Here is a 25,539-nt window from a genome sequence, read left to right as displayed (position 1 = left end):
TTGAGGGCAATGCGATTATCCTACCCCACCGATTTGACTGATGAACAATGGGATATTCTCTCTCTCTTGATTCCTCCGGCGAAGCCTGGTGGACGACCTCGGAGCACGGATATGCGAGAAGTGGTCAATGCGATTCTGTACGTTCTGGACAATAGCACCAAGTGGCGGTGCTTACCCCATGATTTCCCGAAGGCCAAAACGGTCTACCATTATTTTCGCCAATGGCGCAATGATGGGGTGTGGGAACACATCAATCACCGATTGCGGGAGTTGGTGCGGTTAACGGAGGGGCGCGAAGCGTCTCCCAGTGCAGCGGTGATGGATAGTCAGTCGGTGAACAGCGATGTCTACATTTCGGAGTCGGTCGGCTTCGATGCAAACAAAAAGGTCAAAGGTCGGAAGCGAAACGTGGTGGTCGACACAATGGGTTTAGTGCTGATGGTTGTGGTTACCGCAGCGAGTCTCCCTGAGCGGGATGGCGCACGAAAGGTGCTAGAAAAAATGCATCAGGTTAGTCAGTGGTTCACTCGCCTGTGTGTCATTTGGGTTGATGGGGGATATAGCGGTAACGATTTCATGAAAGAGATCATGGACCGCTTTCGATGGGTGATTGAGGTGATCAAGCGCCCCGACTGTGCGCAGGGATTTGTGCTGTTACCCAAGCGGTGGGTGGTGGAGCGCACATTTGGCTGGTTTACTTTTTGCCGCCGCTTGAGTAAAGACTATGAGCGCCTACCAGAGACCGCTGAGGCATGGATTTATGTGGCCAATATTCGAGTCATGTTAAGGCGACTAACGTGCTAATTCATACCTACATTCCAGCTTTTCAGACACCCTCTAAGGAATTTTATGAACAGCACACCTATAAGCAACTAGCTGTTTGTGTGAAAATCACTGAAGACAATAGCCTCAATCGTACTATACATAAGGCTAAAGGTGATGAATTCGACAATGTTATTTTGATTCTTAAAAGCGTGTCGAATTTGGATTTTATTCTTAAGCCAGACTTAGATGGAAATGAAGAACATAGAATTAATTATGTAGCTGTAAGCCGAGCTAGGAAAAAACTGTTTATTTCTGTCCCATCATTGATCGAATTATCTAATATTGACAAAAGCAAACTTTCCGACTTGCTAGATATAGTTGAAATACCAGATTGCACATAGTTTTTTAGAGGACAACAATCTGCTTGGATCGGACTGTCGAGAGAACCTGATATGTTTCGAGGGTTATTTTAAGTCGCTCAACAGGAATATTATGCGGCTTAAGGTGATTTCTAGTAAGCAACTTCCTGCTGGCTTTGACTCCACTCAGCAGAAACTTGCCCTGAGTACAGTCGTAGGCATCGCTGCCCCAAAGGAGCTAGGGCAATGTTGAAAGATACAACCTTCTTTTCTGGAAAACTCCTTATTTCACTAGGCCAAAGGGGTCGGGCACCGCGTGGCCATTGGCGTTGTTCCAGAAATTTTGCAGCACGAAGCCATACTCAGACAGATTTTGCGTAAACGGCATCAGCATGGCGTTGGCGGTGGGGCGTTTCCAGTCGGCCTGGAGTTCGCAGGCCAGGGCGAAGGTGGTCACCAAAATTTACTGCTCCCTACCGGGTGGGGCGCAGCAGATGGGTGAGGCCAAAGGCACCGTCGCCCAGCAAAAACTGCACAACGGTGGCCACGGTAAAGAAGGCCGGAAACTCCCAGCCGCCGCCCTCGTTGGTGAATAGCCAACCGCTGGGAAAGTGGGTAAAGGTGGCCACCAGCATCACCGGGAACAGGGCCAGGGCCACCCAGCGGCTAAACAGCCCAGCGATCAGCATGACCCCGCCGATGATCTGCATAGGGGCAACGATGTAGGCCATAAAACCCGGCAGGCCAATGCTGGCGAAGAACTGGGCCGTGCCCGGCAGGGTAAAGACCACCAGCTTGAGCAGACCGTGGGCCAGAAACAGTAGCCCCAGGCTGACCCGCAGCAGGGTGATGGCGTAGGGAGCGGTGTCGAGGTCGATGATGGGCTTGGTCAGGCGTAGATTGCGAGGGGCCGCAGCGGCGGTGTCGATGTCGCGGATGGTGAGTTTCATGGGAAAAGTCCTTATGGAAAAACGAAGAAGGCAGAAGGCAGAAGGCGATCGCGCTCACAAGTCCAGCGACCCACGCTATCTAGCGAGAGACTTCGATTTGCTTGGGGCTTTCCAGTTCTAGGGAGAGCGGCGTAAAGGGGGTGCCCTTGTGGCTGCCATCGCAATAGGGCTTATTTTTTGACTGGTCGCAGGTGCAGAGCCAGTAGCTCCCAGCTTCGAGGTTGATGACCTGAGAAGAAGCTTGTGACTTCATCGGAGTAACTCCTTAGGAAAAGAGGGGGAGAGTGAGTCGGCGTGAGAATGTTTGGGTTAGCCCCGCCCGCAAAGCAAAGTTCGCTGCCGAAGAAAAACCTTTGCAGAGAGCCTAGGTGGTTCTTCCGTAAAATTCCTTGACCGAAGTCAAGTCCGTAGCATTTGGCAATATCCGCGATCGCGGATATTGGTGGATGTCGTTTTTTTGCCTACGCAGGTCAAGCACCCATCCCACAGACTTTCCCGGATTACATCAGATCTGGACTTTTCAGGTTTTTGCTGCGCTCAGCCTCTGCTCATTGAGTCGATTTAGGCTGGGGCATGGCAATTTTCTACCGGAGAGAATCCATGCAACTAGAACCTACGAGATGGCCAACCTGGCAAGCCTTTAAAGCCGACCAGCAAGATCTGCTACTGCCTGCGGGCACCGCCGCCCACATTCCCGTCACCGTTCGCTATATCGATGTGGGCGAGGCCGATCGCGGTACCGTGCTGCTTATGCATGGCATCCCCACCTGGGGATACCTCTACCACGCGGTGATTCCGCCCCTGGTGGCGGCGGGCTATCGGGTGATTGCGCCCGACTTTTTGGGCCACGGCTGGTCAGATCGGCGCGATCGCTTCGACCGATCCTTCCAAGACCAGGCCCGCATGATCGTCGCTCTGCTGGCAACCCTGGGCCTAGGGCGGGTGGATGTGGTGGGTCACGATACGGGCGGCGCAGTGGCGCTGATTTTGGCGATCGAGCACGCTGCTTTGGTCAACCGCCTGGTGATCACCAACTCGGTCTGCTACGACCGTTTTGACGACGACATGCTCGACTTTGGCCACCCCCTGCGGTGGAAACCGCGCCCCATTGCCGACTTGGTTGCCGCGCTAGAAGAAAGTCTGGCGGCGGGGCTGTCGAACCCCGGCCAGCTCACCCCCGAGTTTCGCGCGGGCATGATCGCCCCCTGGGCCAGCGAGGAGGGCAAGCTCAGCCTGCTGCGCAACGCCTCAGCGCTAAACGCCAACCAGACCATGGCCTTGGTCGATCGCCACGGCACTATCACCGCCCCCACCCTGGTGCTCTGGGGCATGGATGACCCCTGGCAAAAGGCCGAGGATGGTCGGCAACTGGCCAGCGAAATTCCGGGGGCGCGGTTCTGGGCGGTTGAGGGCGCATCCCACTGGATTCAGCAGGATGCGCCGGAGCGCTTTGCCAAGGCAGTGCTGGCGTTTTTGGCGGAGTAGGGTCCGCCCCTCGGCCATTCGTCCGCGTCGTTTCGCCGAAAAAATCAGCCGAGGCGTTTAACCGCCGCGCTGACAAGGGCCTCCAGGGTTTCTCTGGGATGGCTGGCGCGGCCCAGCACGCAGAGACTCTGGATCATGCCCAGGAAGAAATGGGTCTCCTGGGACAGATCCTCAGGGGTTAGCGTAATCTGCCCTTTCGACACTGTCCCTTGCAGGGCCTTTAGCTTAGCGTTGCTTCGATATGACCCAGATGTTAGGGCTGGTCACCATCAGCTTGGTCAAGCTCTAGTTGGCGATGCCGTCTAGCCACGACCGGGAGACGGTAATGCTGCGCTTTTTGCGGCTGATGATGCCCTCATTTTGGAGTCGAGTCAGCAACCGAGAGAAGGCTTCTGGCGTCAGGGCGAGCTCGCTGGCCACCTCTTTGAGGGGTTTGTCGAGGGCGAGGGTGGTCTGCCCAGCGGGCAGGCGCTGCATCAGATAGTGGAGAATGCGATCGCGCCCAGAATTGATGCTCCTTAGCTCTAATAGGGATTTGAGGGTGTGGAAGCGATAGCTGAGGTTGTCGAGGTAGCGCTGCGATAGCTCGGGCGACTGTTGCAGCGCCAGGGTAAAGGGCAGTTTGGGGATGGCGATGACTTCGGAGGGCACCTCTGCGATCGCCGTACAGCCGTAGGTGTCGAAATGCAGGGTGCTTTCGCCAAACAGATCACCGGGTTTGACGAAGTAGTAGGTGATCATCTGGTGCTTAAGAAAACTGGCCAACCGCACCTGCCCGCTCGCCACCCAGAAGAGCGAATTGGCTTTTTCGCCCTGCTGCACCAAAATTTGGCCGGGGGAAAGGGCGTGGCGTCGCACGCGGCGTTGCAGGTCGGGCGGCAGATCAGCCGGCGTTAAGGGATACATGGCAACTCGGGGAGGGCACCTCCCAACGACAGGGCAAATGGCTGACAGAGGCATTGCTTTACCAAGCCTCAGAAAACCCATGAGCATGATTTTGTAGGAATGCAGATAGTCTTAGTTAGTACCAAGAGCAGCAAAAAGCTGTTTTTAGGGATGTTTTGGGGGCTAAGGGGCTGCACTAGTACTGGGCGGCGGAAATACCCTGGCCGTTCCATCGTGGCATACTCGGCCCCTCACCCTAGCCCTTTCCCACGGGGAGAGGGGACCGGAAAATGTTGGGCTGGTGCGACAGAATAGCAAGCTCATTTCGGCCTGGGTGTACTAGTACCGTAGACCCTGATCCCCTTGACACCTTTGCCTACCTATAGGTAGGATGTCAGCATGAAAAGCACCGACACTAAAACCCACATTCTCGATGTCGCTCAAGACCTGATTCAGCGTCGCGGTGTCAACGCCATGAGCTACCAGGACATCAGCGATCGCGTGGGCATCCGCAAGGCCAGCGTCCACACCCACTTCCCCAAAAAGGACGATCTGCTGGTGGCGCTGCTGGAGCGCTATAGCGATCGCTTCTTGAGAATTGTGGACGGTGTGTTGGCCTCGGGCGATAGCCCCGAGGTGATGCTGCGGCGCTACTGCGGGCTGTACGAGGCCACCCTCAGCGCTGGAGACCAAGACAAAGCCTGCCTCTGTGCCATGCTCGGGGCCGAAACCCTGACCCTGAGCGCGCCTCTAGTGGAAGACGTGCGCGCCTTTTGCCAGGGTAACCAGGTGCGTCTGGCCACCCTGCTGGAGTGGGGCCGTTTGGATGGCAGCTTTCGCTTTGCCGGGGACACCCAGGCAATGGCGGCGCTGGTCTTTGAGCTGCTGCAAGGGAGCATGCTGCTGGCCCGCGTGCGGGGCGGCGCAGCCCAGTTTCACCAAACGGTGGAGCAGTTGATGCGGTTGGTGATTGGGGGGTAGGTGTCAGGTGTTAGGAAATAGCCCAAGACCCGAAACCCGAAACTCGAACCCTTTTTTTGATCGCTCCCCTACCTTCTGGTAGGAAGCTTCGTAAGCCTGTTGTTTATTCATGAGGAGGTATCGATCATGGCTCACGATTTTGCGGGTCAGACGTTGATTGTGATTGGCGGCTCTAGCGGCATTGGTAAGGCCACTGCCGAGGCCGTGCTTAAGCAGGGTGGCAAGGCCGTGCTGGTGGGTAAGCGGGGCGATCGCCTCCATGCCGCCGTTGATGAACTCGCCGCTTTAGGACCCGTGACGGGCGAACAGGCCGACATCGCCAACCCCTTTGACCGCGACGATTTGATTGCCCGCATCAATGCCAAGTACAGCGACGCCACGCTGCTGGTCAACGCCGCCGGGGTGTTTTTGCCCAAGGCATTTTTGGAGCACACCGAGGCCGACTATGACCTGTACTTGGATCTGAACAAGGCGACGTTCTTTATCACCCAGGCGATCGCTCAAAACATCGTGAATGGCGGGCGCGGCGGGGCGATTGTCAATGTCGGCTCCATGTGGGCCAAACAGGCGGTGCAGGCCACCCCATCCTCGGCCTACTCCATGGCCAAGGCGGGGCTGCATTCCCTGACCCAGCACCTAGCGATGGAACTGGCCAGCCACAATATCCGAGTCAACGCCGTAGCTCCGGCGGTGGTTGAAACCCCGATCTACGAAGGATTTATCCCCAAAGACCAGGTGCACAGCACCTTGCAAGGGTTCAACGGCTTTCACCCCATTGGTCGGGTGGGGAAACCGGAAGATGTGGCAGGTGCGATCGCATTTCTGCTCTCTGACCAGGCCGCCTGGGTGACCGGGGCCATCTGGGATGTGGACGGTGGCGTGATGGCTGGCCGCAACCAGTACGCTTAGGGCGACGAGAAACCGGGTTGCTGGGGCAAAAATAAAGACCTCGCTGCATTCCATCCAAGAACCCCGGTTTCTTGCTCCCACGCTATCAGTCCCCACGTTATGGAGGTTTCTGCCATGGCATCGGTACAGGTCTCATCCAACGGCTCGCGCTTTGGCCAAGCCATTGCCCTTCGTCAGTTTCAGCTCACCGCCGACGAGCCTTTGGCCCTGGGCGGCGAAGATCGGGGGCCAACCCCCACCGAGCTGGTGCTGGCGGGCCTGGGCAGTTGCAAGGCAATCACCCTGCAAATGTACGCCGAGCGCAAGGGCTGGCCACTCGATCGCGTCAGCGTCGAGGTCGAGTCGCAGACAGTGGATCGGCAGACAGTGATTCTTGCCCACCTCACCCTGGAGGGCGACCTGAGCAACGAGCAGCGCCAACGGCTGCGGGAGATCGGCGATCGCTGCCCCGTTCACCGTCTGCTGGCTGGCACGGTGGACATTCAAACCCTGTTAACCCCAGCCCCAACGCCCTACCAGGCCGTGAGCTGCACCTACTACGACGAGCTAGAGGCCCTGGTCACCTTAAAGAAATCCTGCCCGGTGATCTACCGCAGCGAAACCGGAGCCGAAGTCAGCCGCGAAAGCCGCATCGTCGATTTCTTCTCCGCAGACAAAGCCGAATTTCTCAAGCTCGATGACGGCACCGCCATTCGCCTCGATCACCTGATTGCCGTCGATGGCAAACCCGTCCGCTTTAGCGATGGTTAAGCGCCCAGAAACCAGGCTTCTTCTGGAGCAGACCAAGGGGCTTCTGGCTTGTCCCATCACCCCATCACCCCATCACCCCATCACCCCATCACCCCATCACCCCATCACCCCATCTCCCCATCCCCCCTAAGGAGGTCACCATGCAACTCACCAAACAACTGCTCGATCAGCGCCCCGACCCCCTCTACGACGTTCTGGTGGTCGGCGGCGGGGCCGCCGGGCTTTCCGCCGGCATCTACCTGCAACGCTATCTGCTCTCGACGCTGATTATCGACAAAGGCAAAGCCCGCTCCTTCTGGATGCAGGAGCTGCACAACTACCTGGGCTTGGCCCCCGACACCCCAGGGCGCGAAGTACTCCAGCAGGGCAAAGACCACTTTTTGTCCTTGGAGGGCGACCACCTCAACGGCTACGTCGAAGACGTAGTGGATGAAGGCGACTCCTTCGCCGTGCGAGTGCGCATTGGCCGCAGCAACCCCACCTATCGAGTCTTCCGCAGCCGCTACCTGATCGCCGCCAGCGGTGTCATCGACCACCTGCCCCAGGTCAGCAGCATGAAAAACGTGTTCGACTACGCGGGCCACAACCTGCACGTCTGTCTAATCTGCGACGGCTACGAAATGCGCGACCAGCGCACCGGCGTCTTTGGCAACAGCGAAGGCAGTCTAGAAGTGGCCTTTCCGCTGGAGTGGTTTACCCCTCACATCACCCTGTTTACCAACGGGGCCTTTGCGGTGAGTGATGCATTCCGCGATCGCATGTCTGCCCACGGCTTCACCCTCGAAGAGCGCCCCATCATTCGCTTCCTGGGGGAAAACCACCGCATGAGCGGCGTTGAACTGGCCGACGGCACCGTGGTCGAGCTGGACATGGGCCTGGTGTCCATGGGCTCCAAATACCACGCCGACTACCTCCAGGGCCTCGACCTGGAGTACCAGGGCGGCAACCTCGTCACCGACGACATGAACCGCACCACCCACCCCCGCATCTTCGCCGTCGGCGACCTCAAAGTCGGCATGAACCAGGTAATCATCGCCGCCGCCGACGGGGCCAAAGCCGCCACCCAGATCTGGCGCGACATCCGCCGCCAGGAAGGGCATCGGCGGGCGGGGACTGAGCGCAAGGTTGCGTGATGAGGTGATGGACTTATCCCACCCACCCACTCCCCCACTCCCCCACTCCGGTGGTGCGATACGCACCCGGCAGCGCCTTTTCGCCCCACACCCACAGCGGCGGCGAAGAATTTTTGGTGCTGGAAGGGGTCTTCTCCGATGAGCATGGCGATTACCCGGCGGGCACCTACGTGCGCAACCTGGTGGGCTCGACCCATACCCCCGCCAGTCGGGAGGGCTGCACGATTTTAGTGAAGCTTTGGCAGATGGATCCTGACGACCAAATGCGGGTGGTGGTAGATGCCACCCAGACCCCTTGGCTGCCCGGTCTGGTCAAGGGGCTAGAGGTGATGCCGCTACACAGCTTTGGCCCTGAGCATGTGGCCCTGGTGAAGTGGTCACCGGGTACGGTGTTTCAGACCCACCGCCACTGGGGCGGCGAAGAGATCTTTGTGCTCGACAGCGTGTTTGAGGATGAGTTTGGCACCTACCCCAAGGGCACCTGGCTGCGCAACCCGTGCAGCAGTCACCACACCCCCTACAGTCGGGAGGGCTGCATTATTTACGTCAAGACCGGGCACCTGCCGACCTCAGCGGTTTCGCTGTCGCCTTGACGAAAAGGCACTACCCACCCTTGCATCATCGCCTAAATTTTTGGGAACGCTGTAACCAAAGAGACGAACAAAATTTTGCGCAGTATGACTTGAGCTTTGTAGCGTGGATTTAGAAACGTTTGCGTAGCGTTTCCCCTAGGCGAAAACCTACGGAACCGGGATGTTTCCAACGAGATCCGTGGATTTTCCCTAATGGAGAGGTTTCGCGAATGCTCCCCTCCACCCAGAAACTTCAGGCTTACCTACGACGCTTTTGCATTCACCTTAAACTCGACCTTATCCACTCAGCTTAGGTCATTCGACCTGCTTACGGTTAGCACCCACTACCCCAACCCATGAGACCTCTGAACAGTAGCACCCCTCATTCATTCCCGGACATGGCTGGCTACAGCATTGTTGAGCAACTGTATCTGGGTTCTCGAACAGCAGTATATCGAGCGATACAAACAGCGACTCAGAGACCCGTAGTAGTTAAGGTGCTGCGACGTGACTATCCGAGCTTTGGCGAACTGGTGCAGTTTCGCAACCAGTTCACCATTGCCAAAAATCTTTCTCTCCCCGGCATTGTCCAGCCCTTGAGTTTAGAGCCCTTGGGCAGTGGCTATGCCCTAGTCATGGAGGATTGGGGGGGCGTGGCATTAGGGCAATATCTTCAATCACACCCCTTGGATTGGAGAGAGGTGCTAGAGATCACCCTCCAACTGGCCGATATTCTCCACGGACTCAGCCAGAATCGGGTGGTGCATAAAGACATTAAACCCGCCAATATTCTGATTCACCCCGAATCAAAGCAAGTCAAACTCATTGACTTCAGTATTGCATCCCTATTGTCGAAGGAAACCCAAGAAATCCAAAGTCCCAATATTTTGGAAGGAACTCTGTCGTATATCGCGCCCGAGCAAACCGGACGGATGAATCGCGGCATTGATTATCGTGCCGATTTCTATGCTTTGGGGGTCACTCTTTATCAACTCCTGACCGGAACCCTGCCCTTTGTCTCGGATGATCCTTTGGAACTGATGCATTGTCATCTTGCCCAAGTGCCATTGCCAGCCCACCAAGTCAAGGCAGAAATACCGCAAATAGTGGCGGCGATTGTTGCCAAACTGATGGCGAAAAATGCGGAGGATCGCTATCAGAGTAGCCTTGGACTGAAACATGATTTGGAGCAGTGTTTAAGGGCATGGAAAGCAACAGGTAACATGCCAACATTTGAACTGGGCCAGCACGATCTGAGCGATCGGTTCTTAATTCCTGAAAAGCTTTATGGTCGCGCTGTCGAGGTCCAATCCTTACTGGAAGCCTTCGATCGTGTTGCTAATGGCAGTTCAGAACTGATGCTGGTTGCTGGGTTCTCTGGGATTGGTAAAACCGCCGTAGTCAATGAAGTCCACAAACCGATCGTGCGGCAGCGCGGCTACTTTATTAAAGGTAAGTTTGACCAATTCAATCGCAACATTCCCCTATCAGCCTTTGTGCAAGCCTTGCGCGACTTGATGGGACAATTACTCTCCGAATCCGATGCGCAACTGACGCAATGGCAAGCCAAAATTTTGGCAGCGCTGGGCGAAAACGGACAAGTGCTGATTGACGTGATTCCAGAACTAGAGCAGATTATTGGCCAACAGCCGATTGCTCCAGAACTCTCGGGCAGTGCCGCCCAGAACCGATTTAACTTACTATTCCAAAAATTTATTGAAGTATTTACTACCACAGCACATCCATTGGTAATCTTTTTGGATGATTTGCAGTGGGCCGATTTAGCTTCACTGCAATTGCTCAAATTGTTGATAGATGACAATGGTTATCTCTTGATCTTGGGTGCCTATCGCGACAATGAGGTATCGCCTACTCACCCGTTCAGTTTAACGGTAAAAGAACTCAAGAAAGCCCAGACGATCGTGAATACAATTACCCTGGCTCCACTGGCTTTTGAGAATACTAATCATCTGATCGCCGATACGTTGAATTGTTCGCTGGAGCTGGCGCAACCCCTGACTGAATTAGTCGATCGCAAAACCCAAGGCAATCCCTTTTTCACGACGCAGTTTCTTAAAGCGCTATACGAAGACGGCTATATTCGATTTGATCGCGTTGGCGGAGCCTCTCAGAATAAGAATCGCTGCTATTGGGAATGTGATATCGATCAAGTGCAGGCACTGACACTCACCAACGATGTCGTTGAGTTTATGGCGGTGCAATTGCAGAAATTTCCGCCTGAAACGCAACTAGTGATCCAATTAGCTGCTTGTATTGGCAACCAGTTCGATTTAGCGACGCTAGCGATCATCTCAGAACAATCCCCCACTGATGTTGCAGCGGCCTTGTGGAAAGTATTACAAGAAGGCTTGATTTTGCCCATGAGTCAAGTCTACAAATTCTTTCAGAGTGCAGAACAATCAGATTTTGAGAGTTGTGCAGTTAATCCAACCTATCGGTTTTTGCATGATCGCGTTCAACAGGCTGCCTACTCTTTGATTCCTGAAGTTAATAGAACCGCAATTCATTACCGTATCGGTCGCTTATTGGTGAGCCATTTCTCATCCGCCACCCAAGCGGAGCGGATATTTGAAATTGTTAGTCATTTGAATATCAGTAGCAGCTTGATTGACACCCTTGCGGAGCAGATTGATCTGGCCCGATTGAACCTAATCGCAGGACGCAAAGCCATAAGTTCTAATGCCTATGGTGCCGCTCTAGAGTATTTGAACCAGGCCATTGACCTATTGCCAGATCATGCCTGGACTGATCACTATGCTTTTACCCTAGAACTGCATCACCAGCGCTTAGATGTGGCTTATTTAAATACGCATTTTGAGGATCTTGAAGCATGGGGCAAAATCGTGTTGCAACAGGCCACCTCTTTACTAGATCAGATCAAAGTTTACGAGACTCGCATTATGGCCCTGCGGTCTCAAGGACGATTTCTGGAGGTTGTGGAAACAGGATTGCAGGTTCTGAGACTCTTGGGTATTGAATTTCCTGCCCAACCTACACCCGCTGACATTGGTGCAGCCTATGAGCAGTCCCGACAGTCTTGGCAAGAACGGGCTCCTTTAAGCTTGCTGAATCTACCGGCGATGCAAGACCCGCAGCTCATCGCCGCCATGCAAATCATGTCTAAGATTGTTCCCTCAGCCCATATTGCCGCTCCCCCACTATTACCTCTACTGAGTTTCAAGCAAGTGGAACTCTCAATTCAGTATGGAAATTCTCCGATTTCAATTTTTTCCTATGCCGACTATGGTTTAATTTTGTGTGGCATTATTGGGGATGTTACTACAGGATATAAATTTGGCCAGCTCGCTCTGGCACTACTAGAGAAACTGCAAATTTCTGCTTTTAAAAGCAGAGCCTATTTTATTGTCAACAGCTTCACTCGTCATTGGCAAGAGCCATTACATCATACTATTCCCCTTCTACTAGAAGGCTACCGCAGCGGTTTAGAAAGCGGCGATTGGGAGTGTGTAGCGCTCAATCTATTGACCTATAGTAACTATCAATATTGGGCGGGTCAAGAACTCAATGGACTGGCTGAAGAAATGGTGGCTTATCGGGACATTATTCAGCAAGTCAAACAGGAAGCTACCTTGAAGTCCCATGAAATTTATCTGCAAGCAATTTTGGGTTTACTAGGGCAATCTGAAGTGCCTTATCGTTTGCAAGGCACAGTTTTTGATGCTGAACAATCAGTCCCTCTCCTCCAAGCCGCTAACGATCGAGTCGGACTCCTCCATGTTTATATCAACCAAGCATTGCTCTGCTATCTATTTGGGCAAGATGAACAGGCCGTATACAATGCTGCTCGTGTAGAAGAATATAGAGATGCTGCCTGTGGGTTCTTCCTGATGCCGATTGGAACTTTCTACAGTGCGCTGATTCAGCTCAAACGCTATCCAGATGTACTACCTGAGGAACAGACTCTGATTTTAGAGCAAGTGGAGGCGGATCAAGTAAAGTTGCAAAATTGGGCAACCCATGCACCGTTTAACCATCAGCATCGTTGGCAATTGATTGCGGCTGAGCAATCCCGAATACTGAATCAGAGGGCGGAGGCGATCGAATATTATGATTTGGCGATCGCCTCCGCCAAAGCCAATGGTTTTACCCAAGAAGAGGCTTTAGCAAACGAACTGGCGGCTAAGTTCTATCTCGGTTGGGGTAAACCCAAAATTGCCCAAGAGTATCTGACGAATGCCTACTATGGCTATGTTCACTGGGGCGCGAAAGCCAAAGTCCAAGATCTAGAATGCCGTTACCCTACACTGCTTGCGCCGATTTTACAACAGCAGAAAATAGCTTTGTCAGCAACGGAAACGGTGTTTGATACAGCGTCTTTAGCTACACCGCAGACTACCGTCACAAAGTCTTCCAGCTCCAGTGGTACTGGTATTTCTGCCACCCTCGATCTGGCAAGCATCCTGAAGGCATCTCAAACCCTTTCCAGCGAAATTGAACTTGATAAGCTATTGGCGACATTGCTGCATACGGTCTTAGAAAATTCTGGAGCTGACAAAGGTGCATTGCTGATGCCCCGTGACAACCAGTGGTTTGTTGAGGCTATTGCCACCCTCGATCAACCTGCATGGGTGCAATCCATAGCCCTATCCAGCAGTTCAGAGATTCCCCACGGCTTGATTAACACAGTCAAGCGGAGTCTCCAACCTGCGGTGATTATGGATGCCACGATCCACCCTACCCTGGCAATGGATGCCTACGTGATGCAGCACCAGCCTAAAAGTCTGCTCTGCACGCCGATTCTTCAACAAGGTAAACTCGTTGCGATTTTGTATTTGGAGAACCATATCACCGTTGGCGTATTTACGAGCGATCGCGTTGAACTATTGAACTGTCTCTGTGCCCAAGCCGCCATTTCCCTAGAAAATGCCCGCCTCTATCAACAGGCTCAGGAAGATGCCCAACAACTGCAACGGAAGGAAGCCCAGTCTCGGGGTATTTTTGAAGCGGTTAGCGATGGGTTATTAATTACTGATTTAGAAACTGGCAAAGTAATGGATGCCAATCCTGCTTATTATCAGCTTCATGGCTATTCCTATAGTGAAATCTTGAGCTTAGATCCCTTAGACTTTATCCCCCCTAACCGCCATGATAAGTTTACTGCCTTTCTGAAGACCGTTAAAGTCGGACAGGAGTTTACCTGCGAGGCTATTTGCAAAAAACGGGATGGAACTCCTTTTTACATTGAACTCAAAGCAGTTCCTTTTTTGTATAACGGCAAGCGCTGTGGATTATCTGTGATTCGAGATGTGACTGAACGCAAGTACATGGAACTCTCAATTCAGGAAAAAAATCGCACGCTAGAACAGGCGATGGCTGAGCTTCAACATGCTCAAATGAAAATGATCCAGAGTGAGAAAATGTCGGCATTAGGTAATCTAGTTGCTGGGGTAGCCCATGAAATTAATAATCCCATCGGCTTTCTCAATGGCAGCATCAACAATACTAAGGAATACACGCGAAACTTGCTCGGACATCTTGCCCTTTATCAGCAACATCATCCTAACGCCGCTGCTCCGATTCAAGACAATGCTGAAGAGATCGATCTGGAGTTCCTCAGTGAGGACTTGCCGAAACTTCTAGAATCAATGAAAGGGGCCACCGATCGCATCAAAGGGATTAGCACCAGCCTACGTACCTTCTCTCGTGCAGATACCGACTACAAAATTAGGGCCAACCTGCATGAAGGGATTGATAGCACGTTGTTGATTCTCAAATATCGGCTTAAAGCCAACGAGCATCGCCCCGCTATTGAAGTTATTCAAGATTATGGGGATGTGCCAACAATCCAATGTTTCCCTGGACAGTTAAACCAAGTGTTTATGAATATTCTGGCGAATGCGATCGATATTTTCGATGAAATGGCTCAAGATGTGTCTTTCGCGCAACTGAAATCCCATCCGCAACACATTACGATTCGCACAACCACCCAGGCAAAGCAGGTACAGATTCAGATTAGTGACAATGGTAAAGGGATGACGGAAGACGTGAGGACGCGAATTTTTGACCATTTGTTTACTACCAAAGGTGTGAGTAAGGGAACGGGGTTGGGATTGACGATCGCCCGTCAAATTGTGGTAGAAAAACATAGTGGTAGTTTAGAAGTATACTCAGAATTAGGACAAGGTACAGAGTTCTGTATTCGGCTGCCGATCGTGGATTGAGTAGCAAGTTTCATATAAAAGAGCTTGACTTTCAATATAATCCCTTGTAAGAGTTTCTGCTTGGAGATGAAGCCAATTTTTTTTGCTGATACGGTCATAATTTCCCAGAAAAACTCGGTTCAGAGCTAAGGTTGAGGTTCGCTTGTATTCTGATGCACCCGACAAGCTTTTTGTAGCTTTTTGTAGGGTGGGCAATGCCCACCATCCCTGGGCCGGAGAATGTACGACGTTTACGCTATGCCAGGGCTACCATCAAAGCCAATATGCCTTTTGGAGATGTGAGAATGTTGAGTGTTCGGGGAGGTGCTTGGGGGTAGGGGAGCGAGTTTGAGCGGTGGGCAATGCCCACCCTACGACTGAACTTGAATGACATCAAAAGTGTTTCGATTGCCAATCCGATAAAACAAGAAGTCAGAATCGAGGGTAAGAATCTGTCGATACCCGGTCTTTTCAGCCGTCAAAACTAAAGTTGAATCTGCCAAGTTCATGGGTCGATCGCGATATTTTTCCATCAGATTTAATAAACGGTCGTAGTCATTTTCCTGAATCTCGTAAATGACTAGCAGCTTGTCTAGAAGAAGTTGACCCAATTGCTTTTGCATTGCCCAACCGCCACGATGGAGTGCGAGATACATGGCTTCTGTTAGGCATGACCAGGTTGTGATGAGAGGTTTTGCGAAACCTGTAACGGTAGTTCGATAAGCATTATGCTGAGGTTGAGTGCGGTCAACCAAGCAAAGCAAAACCCCAGCGTCGTAGAGAATCACAGGTCGAGTCCTTGCTGTCGATATTTACCCAACAGTTGTTGCTGATACTCGGTGGTTGGGGCTGTTGGTGTTCTTTGTGAAGCGATTTCTAAGCTTTCAGTAGCCTCAAACCATCGTGACCAATCTCCAGAGCGATCGCCTCCAAATAAATCAATAGCTGTTTTAGTTTGGCGATTGCGCGTGATAAAGTCGATGAAATCGATAATTTCTTGTATGAGCGATTCTGGAAGTTGCTGTATCTTCGCGATCGCAGTTTCTCGAATTGTCATAACTATCACCTTTATTGAAATCGCTACTTCACTCAACATACATATAGCTTTGTTGGGATGCTGGCTGCAAATCAAACCCAAACTAAATAGGTCGATACATAAAGTTCGAGATGTGTTAAGAACAGTAAACTCTCTTGAATCCTTGCGTACAGGCTGTTTCAAGCGATCAAGCCTATGTTCATAAGCCTCGGATTAATTAACCCGATCTACTTAACGCCCAGTTACTTCGCCTAGTGCCTCTTGAATCACGTCCTCACTGACACCATGGCGCTTGAGACTTGCAATCAGTGCAGATACCGTATCGTCTTCTAAACGCTCCAAATCAGCCCGTAACCCTTGCCCAATGTAAGCACGCACGAGAGGTTGATACGCCCGACAGGATCTTCGCGCGAATCAGTCGAAGTATCCGGCGCGCGGCGCGCGGCGCAAAACCGATCGCATCCCCGTATGAATGCGTTCCTCTGAGGGATCGCCCGAGTGCTCGCATCGGGCTGTGGGCACTGTCAGCTTAGGGGGTGAGAGCTAGACTGTAGATGCAGCAAGCCTTAAGCCCAATGCACTGTATTTATTGCCAGAGTGAAGAGGTCGTCAAGAACGGTAGCAAAACCTTGAAGAGCGATCAAGTCGTGCAACGCTACCTCTGTAAGACGTGTGGCCGTCGCTTCAATGAACGTAGCGGTACCCCGATGGCCCGCCTACGAACGCCAGCAGCCACGGTAGAGATGGCCCTGAATGCCAGAGGCGAAGGTCTTGGCATCAGAGCCGCCGCTAGGGTCGTGGGGACATCCCCGAGCAGTATTAGCGCTTGGGAAGAGCGCTTATCATCTCATCTGCCCGCCTGGTCTCCCCCTGCACCTGAGGGCGGAGAAGTCACCATAGAGGGCGATGAACTCTATACCCGGGTGGGAGAGAACCTTCCCCCCGAAGCCTCAGAAGGCTGGACGATCAGCTTCATTGAGCGAGAGAGTCGTTACTGGCTAGAAGCCAGTGCGGGACTCAAGGCGGCTCAGTTGTTTGAGCAGGGGGTGGAGCGGGCCTGGCAGTGGGCTGTGTCCAGTGCTTGGATTCGATGGTTTACCGATGGCGAGCGGCGCTATGGCAAGGAATTGTGGAAACTGGCCAGCGTCTATCTACCGAGCCACCTGACCTCAGAGGCATATCCCTATCAGAAGGTCTGGCGTGAAGGTTTAGAAGTGGCCATCAAGATCAAAGGCTCTCAAGGCAAGGCCCGGGTGGAGTGGCTCCAAGTGGAGCATCCCTGGACAGCGATGAGTTCCATAGCAGAGGTTCATGCCAATCACCTTGAAGCCTTTAACAGTGCCTTGAGGCGTCGAGCAACGGCCTATCGAAGACGTCAGAACCACTACGCTAAGCAGTTAGAAGGATTGCAGCGGGCTTTAAATGTACAGCGCCTGATTCACAACTGGGTGCGGCCCCATTGGAGTTTAGGCAAAGCCAGAACACCAGCAATGGCAATGGGATTCATTCAGCGCCCACTGAAAATCTCTGAGATCCTCTTATCCAGAGGATTTGAATGGATCACCCCTTAACAGGACAGTGCCGGGCTGTGTAGGCCATCGCGTAAATGGCTGCTGCATCGAGGCGGTGGCGCTCGACCTTGCTCAGCGCCTTACCTCGTGCGACCTCGTAATCGGCAACGAACGCGCGAGCTTGCTCGCGGGACGTGGTCGCCTCTCCTGGCGTGCCCGTGTAGGTGTAGTGAACGGCTGCGCTCGCCAGCCCCCGCATCTCATCGACCAGGGCGATGCTGTCCATATCGTAGATCGCGCATACATGGCCATCCCAGACGCGCACGTTAGCCGCACTGAAGTCCATATGAAAGAGAATTTCAGGCGGTGCTGAGGTATCAAGGATGGACCGCGACGCGCGCGCGCGGTCGTCGATCCACTCACCGCCCGGTGCGGACAGATCGAAGAGCACGTTATGCGGAACTGGCCAGAGTCGAGTAGGCACACGAGCCACCGGAAGCATCGGCGTGTCCCGGAACGCGGTCCCCGCTCGAATAAGACCAGCGAGGGCCTCGGCCATTGCACGTCGCACCGCTGGGTTCCGGGCATCCCCCGCTCGTGTGCCGTCCAGGTACCCCATCGCCGCGACGGCACCACCGTCACATGCTACCGGGGTGTGAATCACTTCGGCGCAGGCAATCCCCACCTTTGCCAACTCGGCTTGCACGGTGTAGACCGCGACGAGCTCTGCGAGCGTCCCCGCAGTTCCGACGCGGCCGCTCTGAAGAGCGTAGAACTTCAACACGACTCGCTCGCCCGATTCCAATCGGAGCACGAAGACAGCGCCGACACTCTGAACGAACAGTTCGCACGTCGAGACACCCTGGCTGAGTCGATCCCGACAAAACAATTCCACCCGTTGACTGATCACGGATGCATCGGCGGTGCCGAAGATGGACTCGGCCAGCCTGACGTCGTACGGGTCACGCAAGAGTTCTGTGACACGATGGAGTACGGAATCCGACTGCGGCGGCGGGTTCAAGCGTGTAGCGTCCTCGTCTATCCAACTACGTATTAAGTATCAAAAGTGACGGACAAGTCTGGTGCTGGGGGGGGTTATCCGTTACTTTTGACGGATAAGATCCTGTAGAAGATTCATTAAGACATTAGCCGACTCAGAACAGTTGTACGGCGACCAGATCGGATACTCTTGATTTGCAACAAAGAAATTTGCATCCTCTTCTTTGACCAGTTCTGTCGCAAGAAACTGCATTAGCCGAAGCTTGTCAATTTTTGGGAGTTCCTGGATTTGTGACATGAGATCAGCTAATGGCATGTGAAATCTCCTTGTCCGGGGATTGGTGAGCAGGTTAACGGCTAAGTTGAGCGGCGGCTAGCATCCTCTGTATCCCCACCAAGATCTCTCGTCCCTCTGCTCCAACGTGTTGTTAGACTGCGTTTTGGCGGCAAACTGACAACTTCTCGCCCACCTTCTGACTGTCTTTTTTGCCAGTCAGCAAACATTGCATCTAAGTCGTAGTTAAAAGACTTTGCATGTTCTTCACGAATTTTATGAATTTCATCTAGAATCTCATCTTGCCACATTGCTCAATCTCCTAGTAATTCGTAGGGGGTGCAAATTACGGGTAACTGGTATCCAAAATCAAAGCTGATCTCTTCAAGTTTCCTCTGAATCTGTGCGTTTGCAATATGCTTGCAGTTTCAGGTTAACAGGTAATCCAAGCCGTGAACGGTAGCAGCAGCAATGTGAACCGCATCATCAGAAGCCTTGGGAGGAAGGTTGCTTCGGGAAAGAAATTGGGCGGCTAGACTTCGTACAATCTGATTGAGTTCAACCAAGGGGACTCCATTGAGAATTTTCAAACGATTAGCCGCAATCTGAGGATCTCCCCGCGCCACCTCATCTAGGACAACTTTTGAAATATAGAGAGTGAAGGTACTTCGGCGAGACTCCCACCACTCCTTGGTGACTTCTATGTTTGCAGCCAGGATCAGGTTTTTAGTTGATCTGGCTGTGAGATAGCCTAAGATGCTTGTCTCAATGTAGACAGTTTCACTCATACAAAAAACAGACAGTTACTTTCTCTATTCTAATTTACACCGCCGCTAATCCATCTCAGAAGCTATATTGACCTGCTTTGAGGAATCCAAAATAGCCACGTTGTGATAAATAGGTCGATAGATAAACTTCGAGATACGTTAAGAAAAGCAAACAGCTCTAAGCCCTAGCATACGAATGCAATGAGTGTCTGATTGCGCCCTGCTTCCAGCTTCGGCCTCCCGAATTCCGAGTCGGGTCATCGTGGGCAGATCAGGAGTCACATCCAAGTTTGATGGGAGGGACTTTCACCCTCATCAAGAGGACAGTTCAGCTCTTTAGAGGGCTTCATATTTGGAAGCTAAGCTGGCAGAGTTATTTACGGACTCTAACCGTTATTCATCTGCAATAAACCGCACTCCCTATCTCGATTAGGCACATCAACGGAATCCTAAGAGGATCAAATTCCTCAGCTCCAATCTTGTACTCTGGCATGTAACTCTGTATCCCAGCTTACAAAGACAGCAGCAGCTTTAGAAAGATCAACATCTGAAGGTAAATCTAGTTGAACACCTCGTGGAAGAAAGAAAGAGAAACTAGGCTGACCAGGATTTTTTTCGTTATTTTCTGCTAGCATTCGGGCAGTTTTCACTACTGCTTGAAGTAGTTCTTTTTCAGTGGAAGCGTATGCTCCTTCGAAACTCCAAAGAAGTTCAACTCCAATTTCAATATTTCCGTAAACAATACAAAGAGAAGCCGAATTGAACCAGAAAACAGGACGAATACTCTCTGGCAACACTAATAAACTTCTTTCTATAAACCACTTTAATACATCTATTTTCCCTATACGAAGCCAGAGTGTAATGGAATTGAGTGCATCTTCAAGGTAGCGTCTAGTCCCATGGCCATAAATTTTTCGGCCCAAAGACAATGCGATAAGCGAAAGCTCGACTGCCTTATCTATATCTTCTAGAGACTCACTAAACCGAGCAGCTTTCAAACATATAGCTACGCAGTTGAGAGAATATAATTTGTCTTTTACCTGTTGCTGAAGAAGATTAATTAGCTCATCAAAATGACATTTTGCCTCTTGTTTTTCACCGATTTCGATTAGCAAACCAATAACATTGCTAAGACTTGTAAGGATACCATCTGGATTTGCTGAGTGTGCTTGCCGAATTTCTAGTGCTTCTCGATATAAATTGAGAGCTGGTGCTGTTTCTCCCTTGGCTTGCAAAACTTGAGCGCTGTTGTCAATTATCGCTGGCAATGCCTCAGTATCATCTGAAAAATTTCTGGCAATTTGAAGTGCTTCTCTAAACATATCCGATGCATCTTCTAATGCACCAAGGTTTTTGCAAATAACACCTTTCATGTTGAGCACAACTGCCAGAAACGAAGCTGCTTCGGAACCTGCTTCTCGTGCTAAATTTTCTGATTTATCGATTAGTCTCAATCCTTCCATCAGGTCGTCTCTCCATGCATATAAACTCAGAGTAAAGTAGAGATTGGCACGGGTAGACTTAGGAAGTTCTACTTGCTCACAGTTTAGAAATGTTATTAAGTGACTCTTAAGTCTGACGTATGCTCGAAAAGCTTCACTATGATGCCCAAGATATCCTTCAAAAAAATCCAATAAAGTGATTAAAAAATCCTGTATCTCTTCTTTTTCTATTGACTCACGAACAACTTCTTGCATAAGTCGATGACATCCTATTCCTGATTCTGTCCGACTGATAATAAGCCAGTCTGAAAGACCTGCCGTTGCTTCAGAAACGGACATAAAGTGAATTTGCGACTTGGATGCATCAATATGTTCAAACCAAGCTGTGATGAGATCTAAGGGTATTTCCTTTGGATTTATAAAGGAAATCAGTTTTAATAACTTAGTTGATTCAGGTTCCAACTTATTGAGAATGATATGCCAGCAAGTTGCAACAGTTTCTTTGTAAGTCCGCAGGGATGCTGGTCTGTGACCAAATAATCGTGTCCCTTCTACTTCAAGACGCTCTAGTATCTTTGACAGCGGCTCTAATGTTTTGGATGCATAAGCTGATAGCTGGGCTAGAGCAAGTGGCAAACGATCTACATACTCTACGATAGTGTCAGCAGAGTCTCGGTCCGTGGTTGACAGGTTTCCAATCAGCAGTTTAACTGCATCGTCTTTGTCAAGAGAAGGAACAGGTATGGCATGGAAAAATTCACTCCAAGAAGAGTTGGTACTTGTTGCAAGAACATGCCATGATTTTAGTTTTCCTAGTGTAGAAATAAGTTGATCTCCACCGTTTTTAAAATCATCCAAATCATCAAGAATGACTAGAAGAGAACCGTTTTTCTCCCCTGAAATACTTTGTGTTTGACCAACGATAGAAAAGAGACGATTTGCGGCTGAAAGAATATTGGAAGATTCAAGCCAAATAATCTGATTGTAAGTATTACTACTGCGAAAACCATATTCAGCAGCTATTGAACTCTTGCCTGAACCGCTAATTCCCTGTAGCACTTGACCAAAATTACTGGCTTTGTTAGAAAACCCATTTTGAATGTTTGCCAATAGGGTATCCCGTCCAATAAATTTAGGAAGTCTTAAAGGAAAATCGACAAGCTGAGCCTTGCTGTGAAAGACAGGTGGAGATAATTTGTGCCCTCTTGAAGCAAGATAATCACGAAATCCTTTTGCATCACACTTACCACGAACAGTCATTAGATGATGACAGTACGCAACTAATGTATCCATCACAGCGTCGGATGATGATTCATTTTGTATAAGTGGCGCGATTAATGCTTGAGCAAGTCGGCGATGGCTAGAATAGCTGTGTTCGAGGTCAAGCTCAATAATATGAAGCCTTTCTAAATCATCTTGGACTGAAGGTTGCAAAAGACATTGACATCGATCAATTAGCGAACTGGGAAGTGAAGATGGACTTCCATGACGGTGTCCATCTAGCCAATTTCGGAGTCCTTGAGTTACTGTCCCAGAAGAAGTTGGATCAACTGCAATAATTCCACGCTCTTGTGGTTTAAGAGCACTTGTCATTTTAATGAGTGCTTCTTCCAGAATGCTGTCTGCTCTGAGACCTCGTTTTACTTGAACCTCATATGAGTCTCCACTAAGAAACTCAATTCTGATATCGTCACCCGCTCCCCCCTGTTCAAAGGCAATGGAAATTGGGAGGTCTAACCAGATTGACCATCGCAACTGATCATCAGCTAATAGGTGGGCAGCTACAAACGCCCCAACTACTGCTTGAAAATCGAAACCACCAGCCGCACCACTACCTGACATTGAATGACTGAATTAGTTTGTAGAGAGCTTTTTAGTGTTTATCAGTCTTTCTTTTTGACTAGCTGTATTCATTCTAGATTGAGTGCCCAACTATAGTATTAAACCGCGTCTAACTTGAAAACCATAGTTTCAGAAAGATACTTGAAATATCGATGAGCTAAGAACTATAGACTCCTATGCTTGTCCTAGAAACTTCAGGTTCCAACATGGACGCGATTTAAGTATCAAAAGTGACGGATAAGTCCGACTCTAGGGGTGTTATCGGTCATTTTTTGCAGATAAGTCCGAGGTTGGCGCTATTATATATCAGCTTTGATAGATAAGTCCGGTGCTAGGGGGGTATCCGTCACTTTTGAGAGTTAAGCGTGGGAGCTGGGGGTGTTATCCATCACGCGATGATGGCTCAAGCAGAGTGTACATAACCGGGTTCTTCTGGTTTTTGGCGATCTGAGTGCTTTTGCTACTGGCAAAACTGAGATGCAGTCATGGGGCTTGTCTACGAAAAGAACGCCTTCGCTGCGCTAGCGCCCAGGGATTTCTTCGTTTCCTACCCTTACCCCGTCGGGTATGGCGCTGAGATGGCATCCTGAAGGGGATGTAAAAGCGCAATTATTATGTTGACCCTTTATCACACCCCCCTGTCCATCAACTCCCGCCGCGTGTGGGTGGCCCTGCTAGAAAAAGGACTCACCTTTGAGCTGAAGGAATTGAACCTGGGGGGAGATCAGTTCAAGCCCGAGTTTTTAGCCCTGAACCCCTTCCATCACATTCCCGTGCTCGTGGATGGAGATCTGACCGTGATCGAATCCTTCGCCATGTTGGATTACCTAGAAGCCCAATACCCCACCCCGCCCCTGATGCCCACGGCAGCAGCAGCAGTGGCCAAAGTGCGGATGGTGCAGATGGCCACCTTGAACGAACTGATGCCAGCGGTCAACCCCCTCACCCGCAAAATGATGGGCTTTGGGGAACCGGATGCAGAAGCCATGCAAAAGGCGTTGAAACAGGGCAGCCTTTGCCTCAGCTTTTTTGCCGCCCAACTGGGAGATCAGCCCTATTTTGGCGGAGAAACCCTGTCCCTAGCGGATGTGGTACTGGGCACCGTCGCCCCCTGGTGCGAGCAACTGGGCCTGCCCCTAGCAGACCATGCCGCCCTCAAAGCCTGGTGCGATCGCCTGATGGCCCGCGAGGCTTGGCAAACCACCGCCCCCACCCCCGAGATGATCGCCGCCTTCCGGGAGCGGATGCGTCAACTCATGGCCCAGCGTCAGGGATAGTTTTGGGTAGTGGAATGGGGACGGTTGGGACCATAGCCGCCGCCCCCTGGTGTGGCCACCACAAAGGTATCTCCCGGTTGCATTTGCACTTCCCCCTTTCCCTCTAGAGTCTCCACGGTGCCATCTCGGCGCACCACCCAATTTTGCCCCACCTGACCGGGTTCTCCCCCCGCTAGGCCAAAGGGGGGCACCACCCGATGCCCCGAGAGAATCGCCGCCGTCATCCCTTGGCGAAACTGGATGCGGCGCAGGACGCCATTGCCCCCCCGGTGTTTACCCTGACCGCCGCTGTTGGGCCGCAGGGCGAATTCCTCCACCAGCACCGGAAACCGCCACTCCAGTACCTCCGGGTCCGTGAGGCGGGAGTTGGTCATGTGGGTCTGGATTGCATCGGTGCCGTCAAAGTCAGCCCCGGCCCCCGATCCGCCACAGATGGTTTCGTAATACTGGTGCTGGTCATCGCCAAAGGTGAAATTGTTCATTGTGCCCTGGGCTGCCGCCATCACCCCCAGGGCTCCATAGAGGGCATTGGCAATCGCCTGGGATGTTTCCACATTGCCCGCTACGACTGCCGCCGGATAGTGGGGATTCAGCATAGAACCCTCGGGAATCGTGAGGGTCAAGGGGGTCATGCAGCCCGCATTCAGGGGAATCTCGTCGTCTACAAGGGTGCGAAACACATAGAGGACGACGGCTTGACCAATGGCCAAGGGTGCATTCAGATTGGTGTTCTGCTGGGGAGATGTGCCGGTGAAGTCAATGTGGGCGGTGCGGGCACGCCGATCCACAGTGATTCGCACCTGGATGACGCTGCCGTCGTCCATTGGGTAGGTAAATTGACCATTCTGAAGTCCTGCGATCACCTTCTGCACCGCTGCGGTGGCATTGGCTTGGACATGGCCCATGTAAGCTTGCACCACCTCTAATCCGTAGTGGTGGGTGATGCGCTGGAGTTCCTGTACTCCCCGCTTATTGGCGGCGATTTGGGCTTGGAGATCGGCGATGTTTTGGTCGGGATTGCGGGCGGGGTAGGGGTCGCTGCTGAGCAGTTTACGGATCTCTACTTCCTGAAAGTGCCCCTGATCGACCAGTTTCACATTGTCTAGGAGGACGCCCTCTTGCTCGACGGAGGTGCTGTAGGGGGGCATGGAACCCGGTGTGATGCCGCCGATGTCGGCGTGGTGTCCTCGGGAGGCGAGGTAGAAGAGGGGGGTGGGGGAGTGGGGGGGTGATGGGGTGATGGGGTGATGGGGTGATGGGGTGATGGGGTATTGGGGTAAATCCCGTAGGGGCGGGTTTAGCTCGTGTCTACTGGGAAATCCCAAATGGGAGGCTCAAAACCCGCCCTACCCAGTGCCGGGTGACCGATATTGATCTGGATCCGTAGGGGCAATCCCTTGCCTGCCCTTGTTGCCGGGTG

24 protein-coding genes are annotated in these 25,539 nt (G+C 51.9%); 11 read left to right on the top strand and 13 right to left on the bottom strand.

Annotated elements, in window-relative coordinates:
* Positions 1-9 precede the first annotated feature (9 nt).
* Positions 10-804 (top strand): IS5 family transposase, encoded by a 795-nt coding sequence (locus tag LEP6406_RS0211475; RefSeq protein ID WP_027268711.1) that lies wholly within the window; start codon positions 10-12, stop codon positions 802-804.
* On the top strand, positions 753-1,166 hold the full coding sequence (locus LEP6406_RS0211470) for a 3'-5' exonuclease (RefSeq protein ID WP_008309956.1): 414 nt from the start codon (positions 753-755) through the stop codon (positions 1,164-1,166). Before LEP6406_RS0211475 ends, LEP6406_RS0211470 begins: the two co-directional genes overlap by 52 nt.
* A 241-nt stretch (positions 1,167-1,407) precedes the next feature.
* On the opposite strand, the gene LEP6406_RS31170 is transcribed toward LEP6406_RS0211470, so the two are convergent.
* From LEP6406_RS31170 to LEP6406_RS31165, 3 genes are all read right to left on the bottom strand, one after another.
* Positions 1,408-1,584, bottom strand: coding sequence for a hypothetical protein (locus LEP6406_RS31170; RefSeq protein ID WP_202807524.1), 177 nt, complete (start codon positions 1,582-1,584; stop codon positions 1,408-1,410).
* A 13-nt stretch (positions 1,585-1,597) separates the two neighbouring features.
* Positions 1,598-2,074, bottom strand: a complete 477-nt coding sequence (locus tag LEP6406_RS0211460) for a DoxX family protein (protein WP_008309962.1) — start codon at positions 2,072-2,074, stop codon at positions 1,598-1,600.
* A gap of 79 nt (positions 2,075-2,153) precedes the next feature.
* Complete coding sequence (locus tag LEP6406_RS31165) at positions 2,154-2,327, bottom strand: CDGSH iron-sulfur domain-containing protein (RefSeq protein ID WP_008309965.1); 174 nt, start codon at positions 2,325-2,327, stop codon at positions 2,154-2,156.
* Positions 2,328-2,674: 347 nt separating this feature from the next.
* Between LEP6406_RS31165 and LEP6406_RS0211450 the strand changes: the two genes are divergently transcribed.
* Positions 2,675-3,559 (top strand): alpha/beta fold hydrolase, encoded by an 885-nt coding sequence (locus LEP6406_RS0211450; RefSeq protein WP_008309967.1) that lies wholly within the window; start codon positions 2,675-2,677, stop codon positions 3,557-3,559.
* A gap of 44 nt (positions 3,560-3,603) precedes the next feature.
* Here the strand turns inward: LEP6406_RS0211450 and LEP6406_RS32835 are convergent, their stop codons facing one another.
* Entirely contained in the window at positions 3,604-3,762 is a 159-nt protein-coding gene (locus LEP6406_RS32835; RefSeq protein WP_155834678.1) for a hypothetical protein, read from the bottom strand.
* A gap of 82 nt (positions 3,763-3,844) precedes the next feature.
* Positions 3,845-4,465 carry a Crp/Fnr family transcriptional regulator gene (locus tag LEP6406_RS27675; RefSeq protein WP_008309969.1) on the bottom strand — a complete coding sequence of 207 codons (621 nt, stop codon included), beginning with the start codon at positions 4,463-4,465 and terminating at the stop codon, positions 3,845-3,847.
* 378 nt (positions 4,466-4,843) lie between these two features.
* Between LEP6406_RS27675 and LEP6406_RS0211435 the strand changes: the two genes are divergently transcribed.
* From LEP6406_RS0211435 to LEP6406_RS0211410, 6 genes are all read left to right on the top strand, one after another.
* Positions 4,844-5,425 (top strand): TetR/AcrR family transcriptional regulator, encoded by a 582-nt coding sequence (locus tag LEP6406_RS0211435; protein ID WP_008309971.1) that lies wholly within the window; start codon positions 4,844-4,846, stop codon positions 5,423-5,425.
* Positions 5,426-5,551: 126 nt separating this feature from the next.
* Positions 5,552-6,334, top strand: a complete 783-nt coding sequence (locus LEP6406_RS0211430; protein WP_008309973.1) for an SDR family NAD(P)-dependent oxidoreductase — start codon at positions 5,552-5,554, stop codon at positions 6,332-6,334.
* A 114-nt stretch (positions 6,335-6,448) separates the two neighbouring features.
* The gene (locus tag LEP6406_RS31160; protein WP_008309975.1) at positions 6,449-7,084 is read left to right on the top strand and encodes an OsmC family protein; all 636 of its coding nucleotides are present in this window, start codon (positions 6,449-6,451) and stop codon (positions 7,082-7,084) included.
* Positions 7,085-7,224: 140 nt separating this feature from the next.
* Entirely contained in the window at positions 7,225-8,217 is a 993-nt protein-coding gene (locus LEP6406_RS0211420) for an NAD(P)/FAD-dependent oxidoreductase (RefSeq protein WP_008309976.1), read from the top strand.
* A 53-nt stretch (positions 8,218-8,270) separates the two neighbouring features.
* The gene (locus LEP6406_RS27665) at positions 8,271-8,810 is read left to right on the top strand and encodes a cupin domain-containing protein (protein ID WP_263971166.1); all 540 of its coding nucleotides are present in this window, start codon (positions 8,271-8,273) and stop codon (positions 8,808-8,810) included.
* 377 nt (positions 8,811-9,187) lie between these two features.
* Positions 9,188-14,992, top strand: a complete 5,805-nt coding sequence (locus LEP6406_RS0211410; protein ID WP_008309979.1) for an ATP-binding sensor histidine kinase — start codon at positions 9,188-9,190, stop codon at positions 14,990-14,992.
* Between the two features lie 350 nt (positions 14,993-15,342).
* Here the strand turns inward: LEP6406_RS0211410 and LEP6406_RS0211405 are convergent, their stop codons facing one another.
* A complete protein-coding gene (locus LEP6406_RS0211405; protein WP_027269061.1) occupies positions 15,343-15,759 on the bottom strand; it encodes a type II toxin-antitoxin system VapC family toxin in 417 nt (138 codons plus the stop codon).
* Positions 15,756-16,028 (bottom strand): DUF2281 domain-containing protein, encoded by a 273-nt coding sequence (locus LEP6406_RS0211400; RefSeq protein WP_008309983.1) that lies wholly within the window; start codon positions 16,026-16,028, stop codon positions 15,756-15,758. The genes LEP6406_RS0211405 and LEP6406_RS0211400 overlap by 4 nt, the downstream gene beginning before the upstream one ends.
* Positions 16,029-16,582: 554 nt before the next feature.
* On the opposite strand from LEP6406_RS0211400, the gene LEP6406_RS32070 reads away from it, so the two are divergent.
* Positions 16,583-17,578 carry an IS1/IS1595 family N-terminal zinc-binding domain-containing protein gene (locus LEP6406_RS32070; RefSeq protein ID WP_081748042.1) on the top strand — a complete coding sequence of 332 codons (996 nt, stop codon included), beginning with the start codon at positions 16,583-16,585 and terminating at the stop codon, positions 17,576-17,578.
* On the opposite strand, the gene LEP6406_RS0211385 is transcribed toward LEP6406_RS32070, so the two are convergent.
* The 5 genes from LEP6406_RS0211385 to LEP6406_RS0211370 form a co-directional block, all read right to left on the bottom strand.
* Complete coding sequence (locus tag LEP6406_RS0211385; RefSeq protein WP_193364922.1) at positions 17,568-18,488, bottom strand: aminoglycoside phosphotransferase/kinase family protein; 921 nt, start codon at positions 18,486-18,488, stop codon at positions 17,568-17,570. The genes LEP6406_RS32070 and LEP6406_RS0211385 overlap by 11 nt on opposite strands.
* 132 nt (positions 18,489-18,620) lie before the next feature.
* The gene (locus tag LEP6406_RS0211380; RefSeq protein ID WP_008317049.1) at positions 18,621-18,833 is read right to left on the bottom strand and encodes a hypothetical protein; all 213 of its coding nucleotides are present in this window, start codon (positions 18,831-18,833) and stop codon (positions 18,621-18,623) included.
* A 41-nt stretch (positions 18,834-18,874) separates the two neighbouring features.
* Positions 18,875-19,102, bottom strand: coding sequence for a hypothetical protein (locus LEP6406_RS31155; RefSeq protein ID WP_008317050.1), 228 nt, complete (start codon positions 19,100-19,102; stop codon positions 18,875-18,877).
* Between the two features lie 117 nt (positions 19,103-19,219).
* Positions 19,220-19,579, bottom strand: a complete 360-nt coding sequence (locus tag LEP6406_RS27655) for a type II toxin-antitoxin system VapC family toxin (protein WP_008317052.1) — start codon at positions 19,577-19,579, stop codon at positions 19,220-19,222.
* A 446-nt stretch (positions 19,580-20,025) separates the two neighbouring features.
* The gene (locus LEP6406_RS0211370; RefSeq protein WP_008317053.1) at positions 20,026-22,842 is read right to left on the bottom strand and encodes a tetratricopeptide repeat protein; all 2,817 of its coding nucleotides are present in this window, start codon (positions 22,840-22,842) and stop codon (positions 20,026-20,028) included.
* Positions 22,843-23,456: 614 nt separating this feature from the next.
* Between LEP6406_RS0211370 and LEP6406_RS0211360 the strand changes: the two genes are divergently transcribed.
* The gene (locus tag LEP6406_RS0211360; protein ID WP_008317055.1) at positions 23,457-24,119 is read left to right on the top strand and encodes a glutathione S-transferase family protein; all 663 of its coding nucleotides are present in this window, start codon (positions 23,457-23,459) and stop codon (positions 24,117-24,119) included.
* On the opposite strand, the gene LEP6406_RS27650 is transcribed toward LEP6406_RS0211360, so the two are convergent.
* On the bottom strand, positions 24,110-25,444 hold the full coding sequence (locus LEP6406_RS27650; protein WP_071992226.1) for a hydantoinase B/oxoprolinase family protein: 1,335 nt from the start codon (positions 25,442-25,444) through the stop codon (positions 24,110-24,112). The two genes, LEP6406_RS0211360 and LEP6406_RS27650, sit on opposite strands and share 10 nt — an antisense overlap.
* Positions 25,445-25,539: the final 95 nt, after the last annotated feature.

It is taken from the genome of Leptolyngbya sp. PCC 6406 (assembly GCF_000332095.2).
Lineage (GTDB): Bacteria > Cyanobacteriota > Cyanobacteriia > Phormidesmidales > Phormidesmidaceae > PCC-6406.
Note: the sequence above shows the minus strand (reverse complement) of the source record. Positions and strands in the feature narration are given on the sequence as shown.

Bases quoted from the DNA above. Each gene is read 5' to 3' on its own strand.
- LEP6406_RS0211475 (WP_027268711.1), top strand. From the start codon at position 10: ATGCGATTATCCTACCCCACCGATTTGACTGATGAACAATGGGATATT.
- LEP6406_RS0211470 (WP_008309956.1), top strand. From the start codon at position 753: ATGGATTTATGTGGCCAATATTCGAGTCATGTTAAGGCGACTAACGTG.
- LEP6406_RS0211460 (WP_008309962.1), bottom strand. From the start codon at position 2,074: ATGAAACTCACCATCCGCGACATCGACACCGCCGCTGCGGCCCCTCGC.
- LEP6406_RS31165 (WP_008309965.1), bottom strand. From the start codon at position 2,327: ATGAAGTCACAAGCTTCTTCTCAGGTCATCAACCTCGAAGCTGGGAGC.
- LEP6406_RS0211450 (WP_008309967.1), top strand. From the start codon at position 2,675: ATGCAACTAGAACCTACGAGATGGCCAACCTGGCAAGCCTTTAAAGCC.
- LEP6406_RS27675 (WP_008309969.1), bottom strand. From the start codon at position 4,465: ATGTATCCCTTAACGCCGGCTGATCTGCCGCCCGACCTGCAACGCCGC.
- LEP6406_RS0211435 (WP_008309971.1), top strand. From the start codon at position 4,844: ATGAAAAGCACCGACACTAAAACCCACATTCTCGATGTCGCTCAAGAC.
- LEP6406_RS0211430 (WP_008309973.1), top strand. From the start codon at position 5,552: ATGGCTCACGATTTTGCGGGTCAGACGTTGATTGTGATTGGCGGCTCT.
- LEP6406_RS31160 (WP_008309975.1), top strand. From the start codon at position 6,449: ATGGCATCGGTACAGGTCTCATCCAACGGCTCGCGCTTTGGCCAAGCC.
- LEP6406_RS0211420 (WP_008309976.1), top strand. From the start codon at position 7,225: ATGCAACTCACCAAACAACTGCTCGATCAGCGCCCCGACCCCCTCTAC.
- LEP6406_RS0211410 (WP_008309979.1), top strand. From the start codon at position 9,188: ATGGCTGGCTACAGCATTGTTGAGCAACTGTATCTGGGTTCTCGAACA.
- LEP6406_RS0211400 (WP_008309983.1), bottom strand. From the start codon at position 16,028: ATGACAATTCGAGAAACTGCGATCGCGAAGATACAGCAACTTCCAGAA.
- LEP6406_RS32070 (WP_081748042.1), top strand. From the start codon at position 16,583: ATGCACTGTATTTATTGCCAGAGTGAAGAGGTCGTCAAGAACGGTAGC.
- LEP6406_RS0211380 (WP_008317049.1), bottom strand. From the start codon at position 18,833: ATGCCATTAGCTGATCTCATGTCACAAATCCAGGAACTCCCAAAAATT.
- LEP6406_RS31155 (WP_008317050.1), bottom strand. From the start codon at position 19,102: ATGTGGCAAGATGAGATTCTAGATGAAATTCATAAAATTCGTGAAGAA.
- LEP6406_RS27655 (WP_008317052.1), bottom strand. From the start codon at position 19,579: ATGAGTGAAACTGTCTACATTGAGACAAGCATCTTAGGCTATCTCACA.
- LEP6406_RS0211370 (WP_008317053.1), bottom strand. From the start codon at position 22,842: ATGTCAGGTAGTGGTGCGGCTGGTGGTTTCGATTTTCAAGCAGTAGTT.
- LEP6406_RS0211360 (WP_008317055.1), top strand. From the start codon at position 23,457: ATGTTGACCCTTTATCACACCCCCCTGTCCATCAACTCCCGCCGCGTG.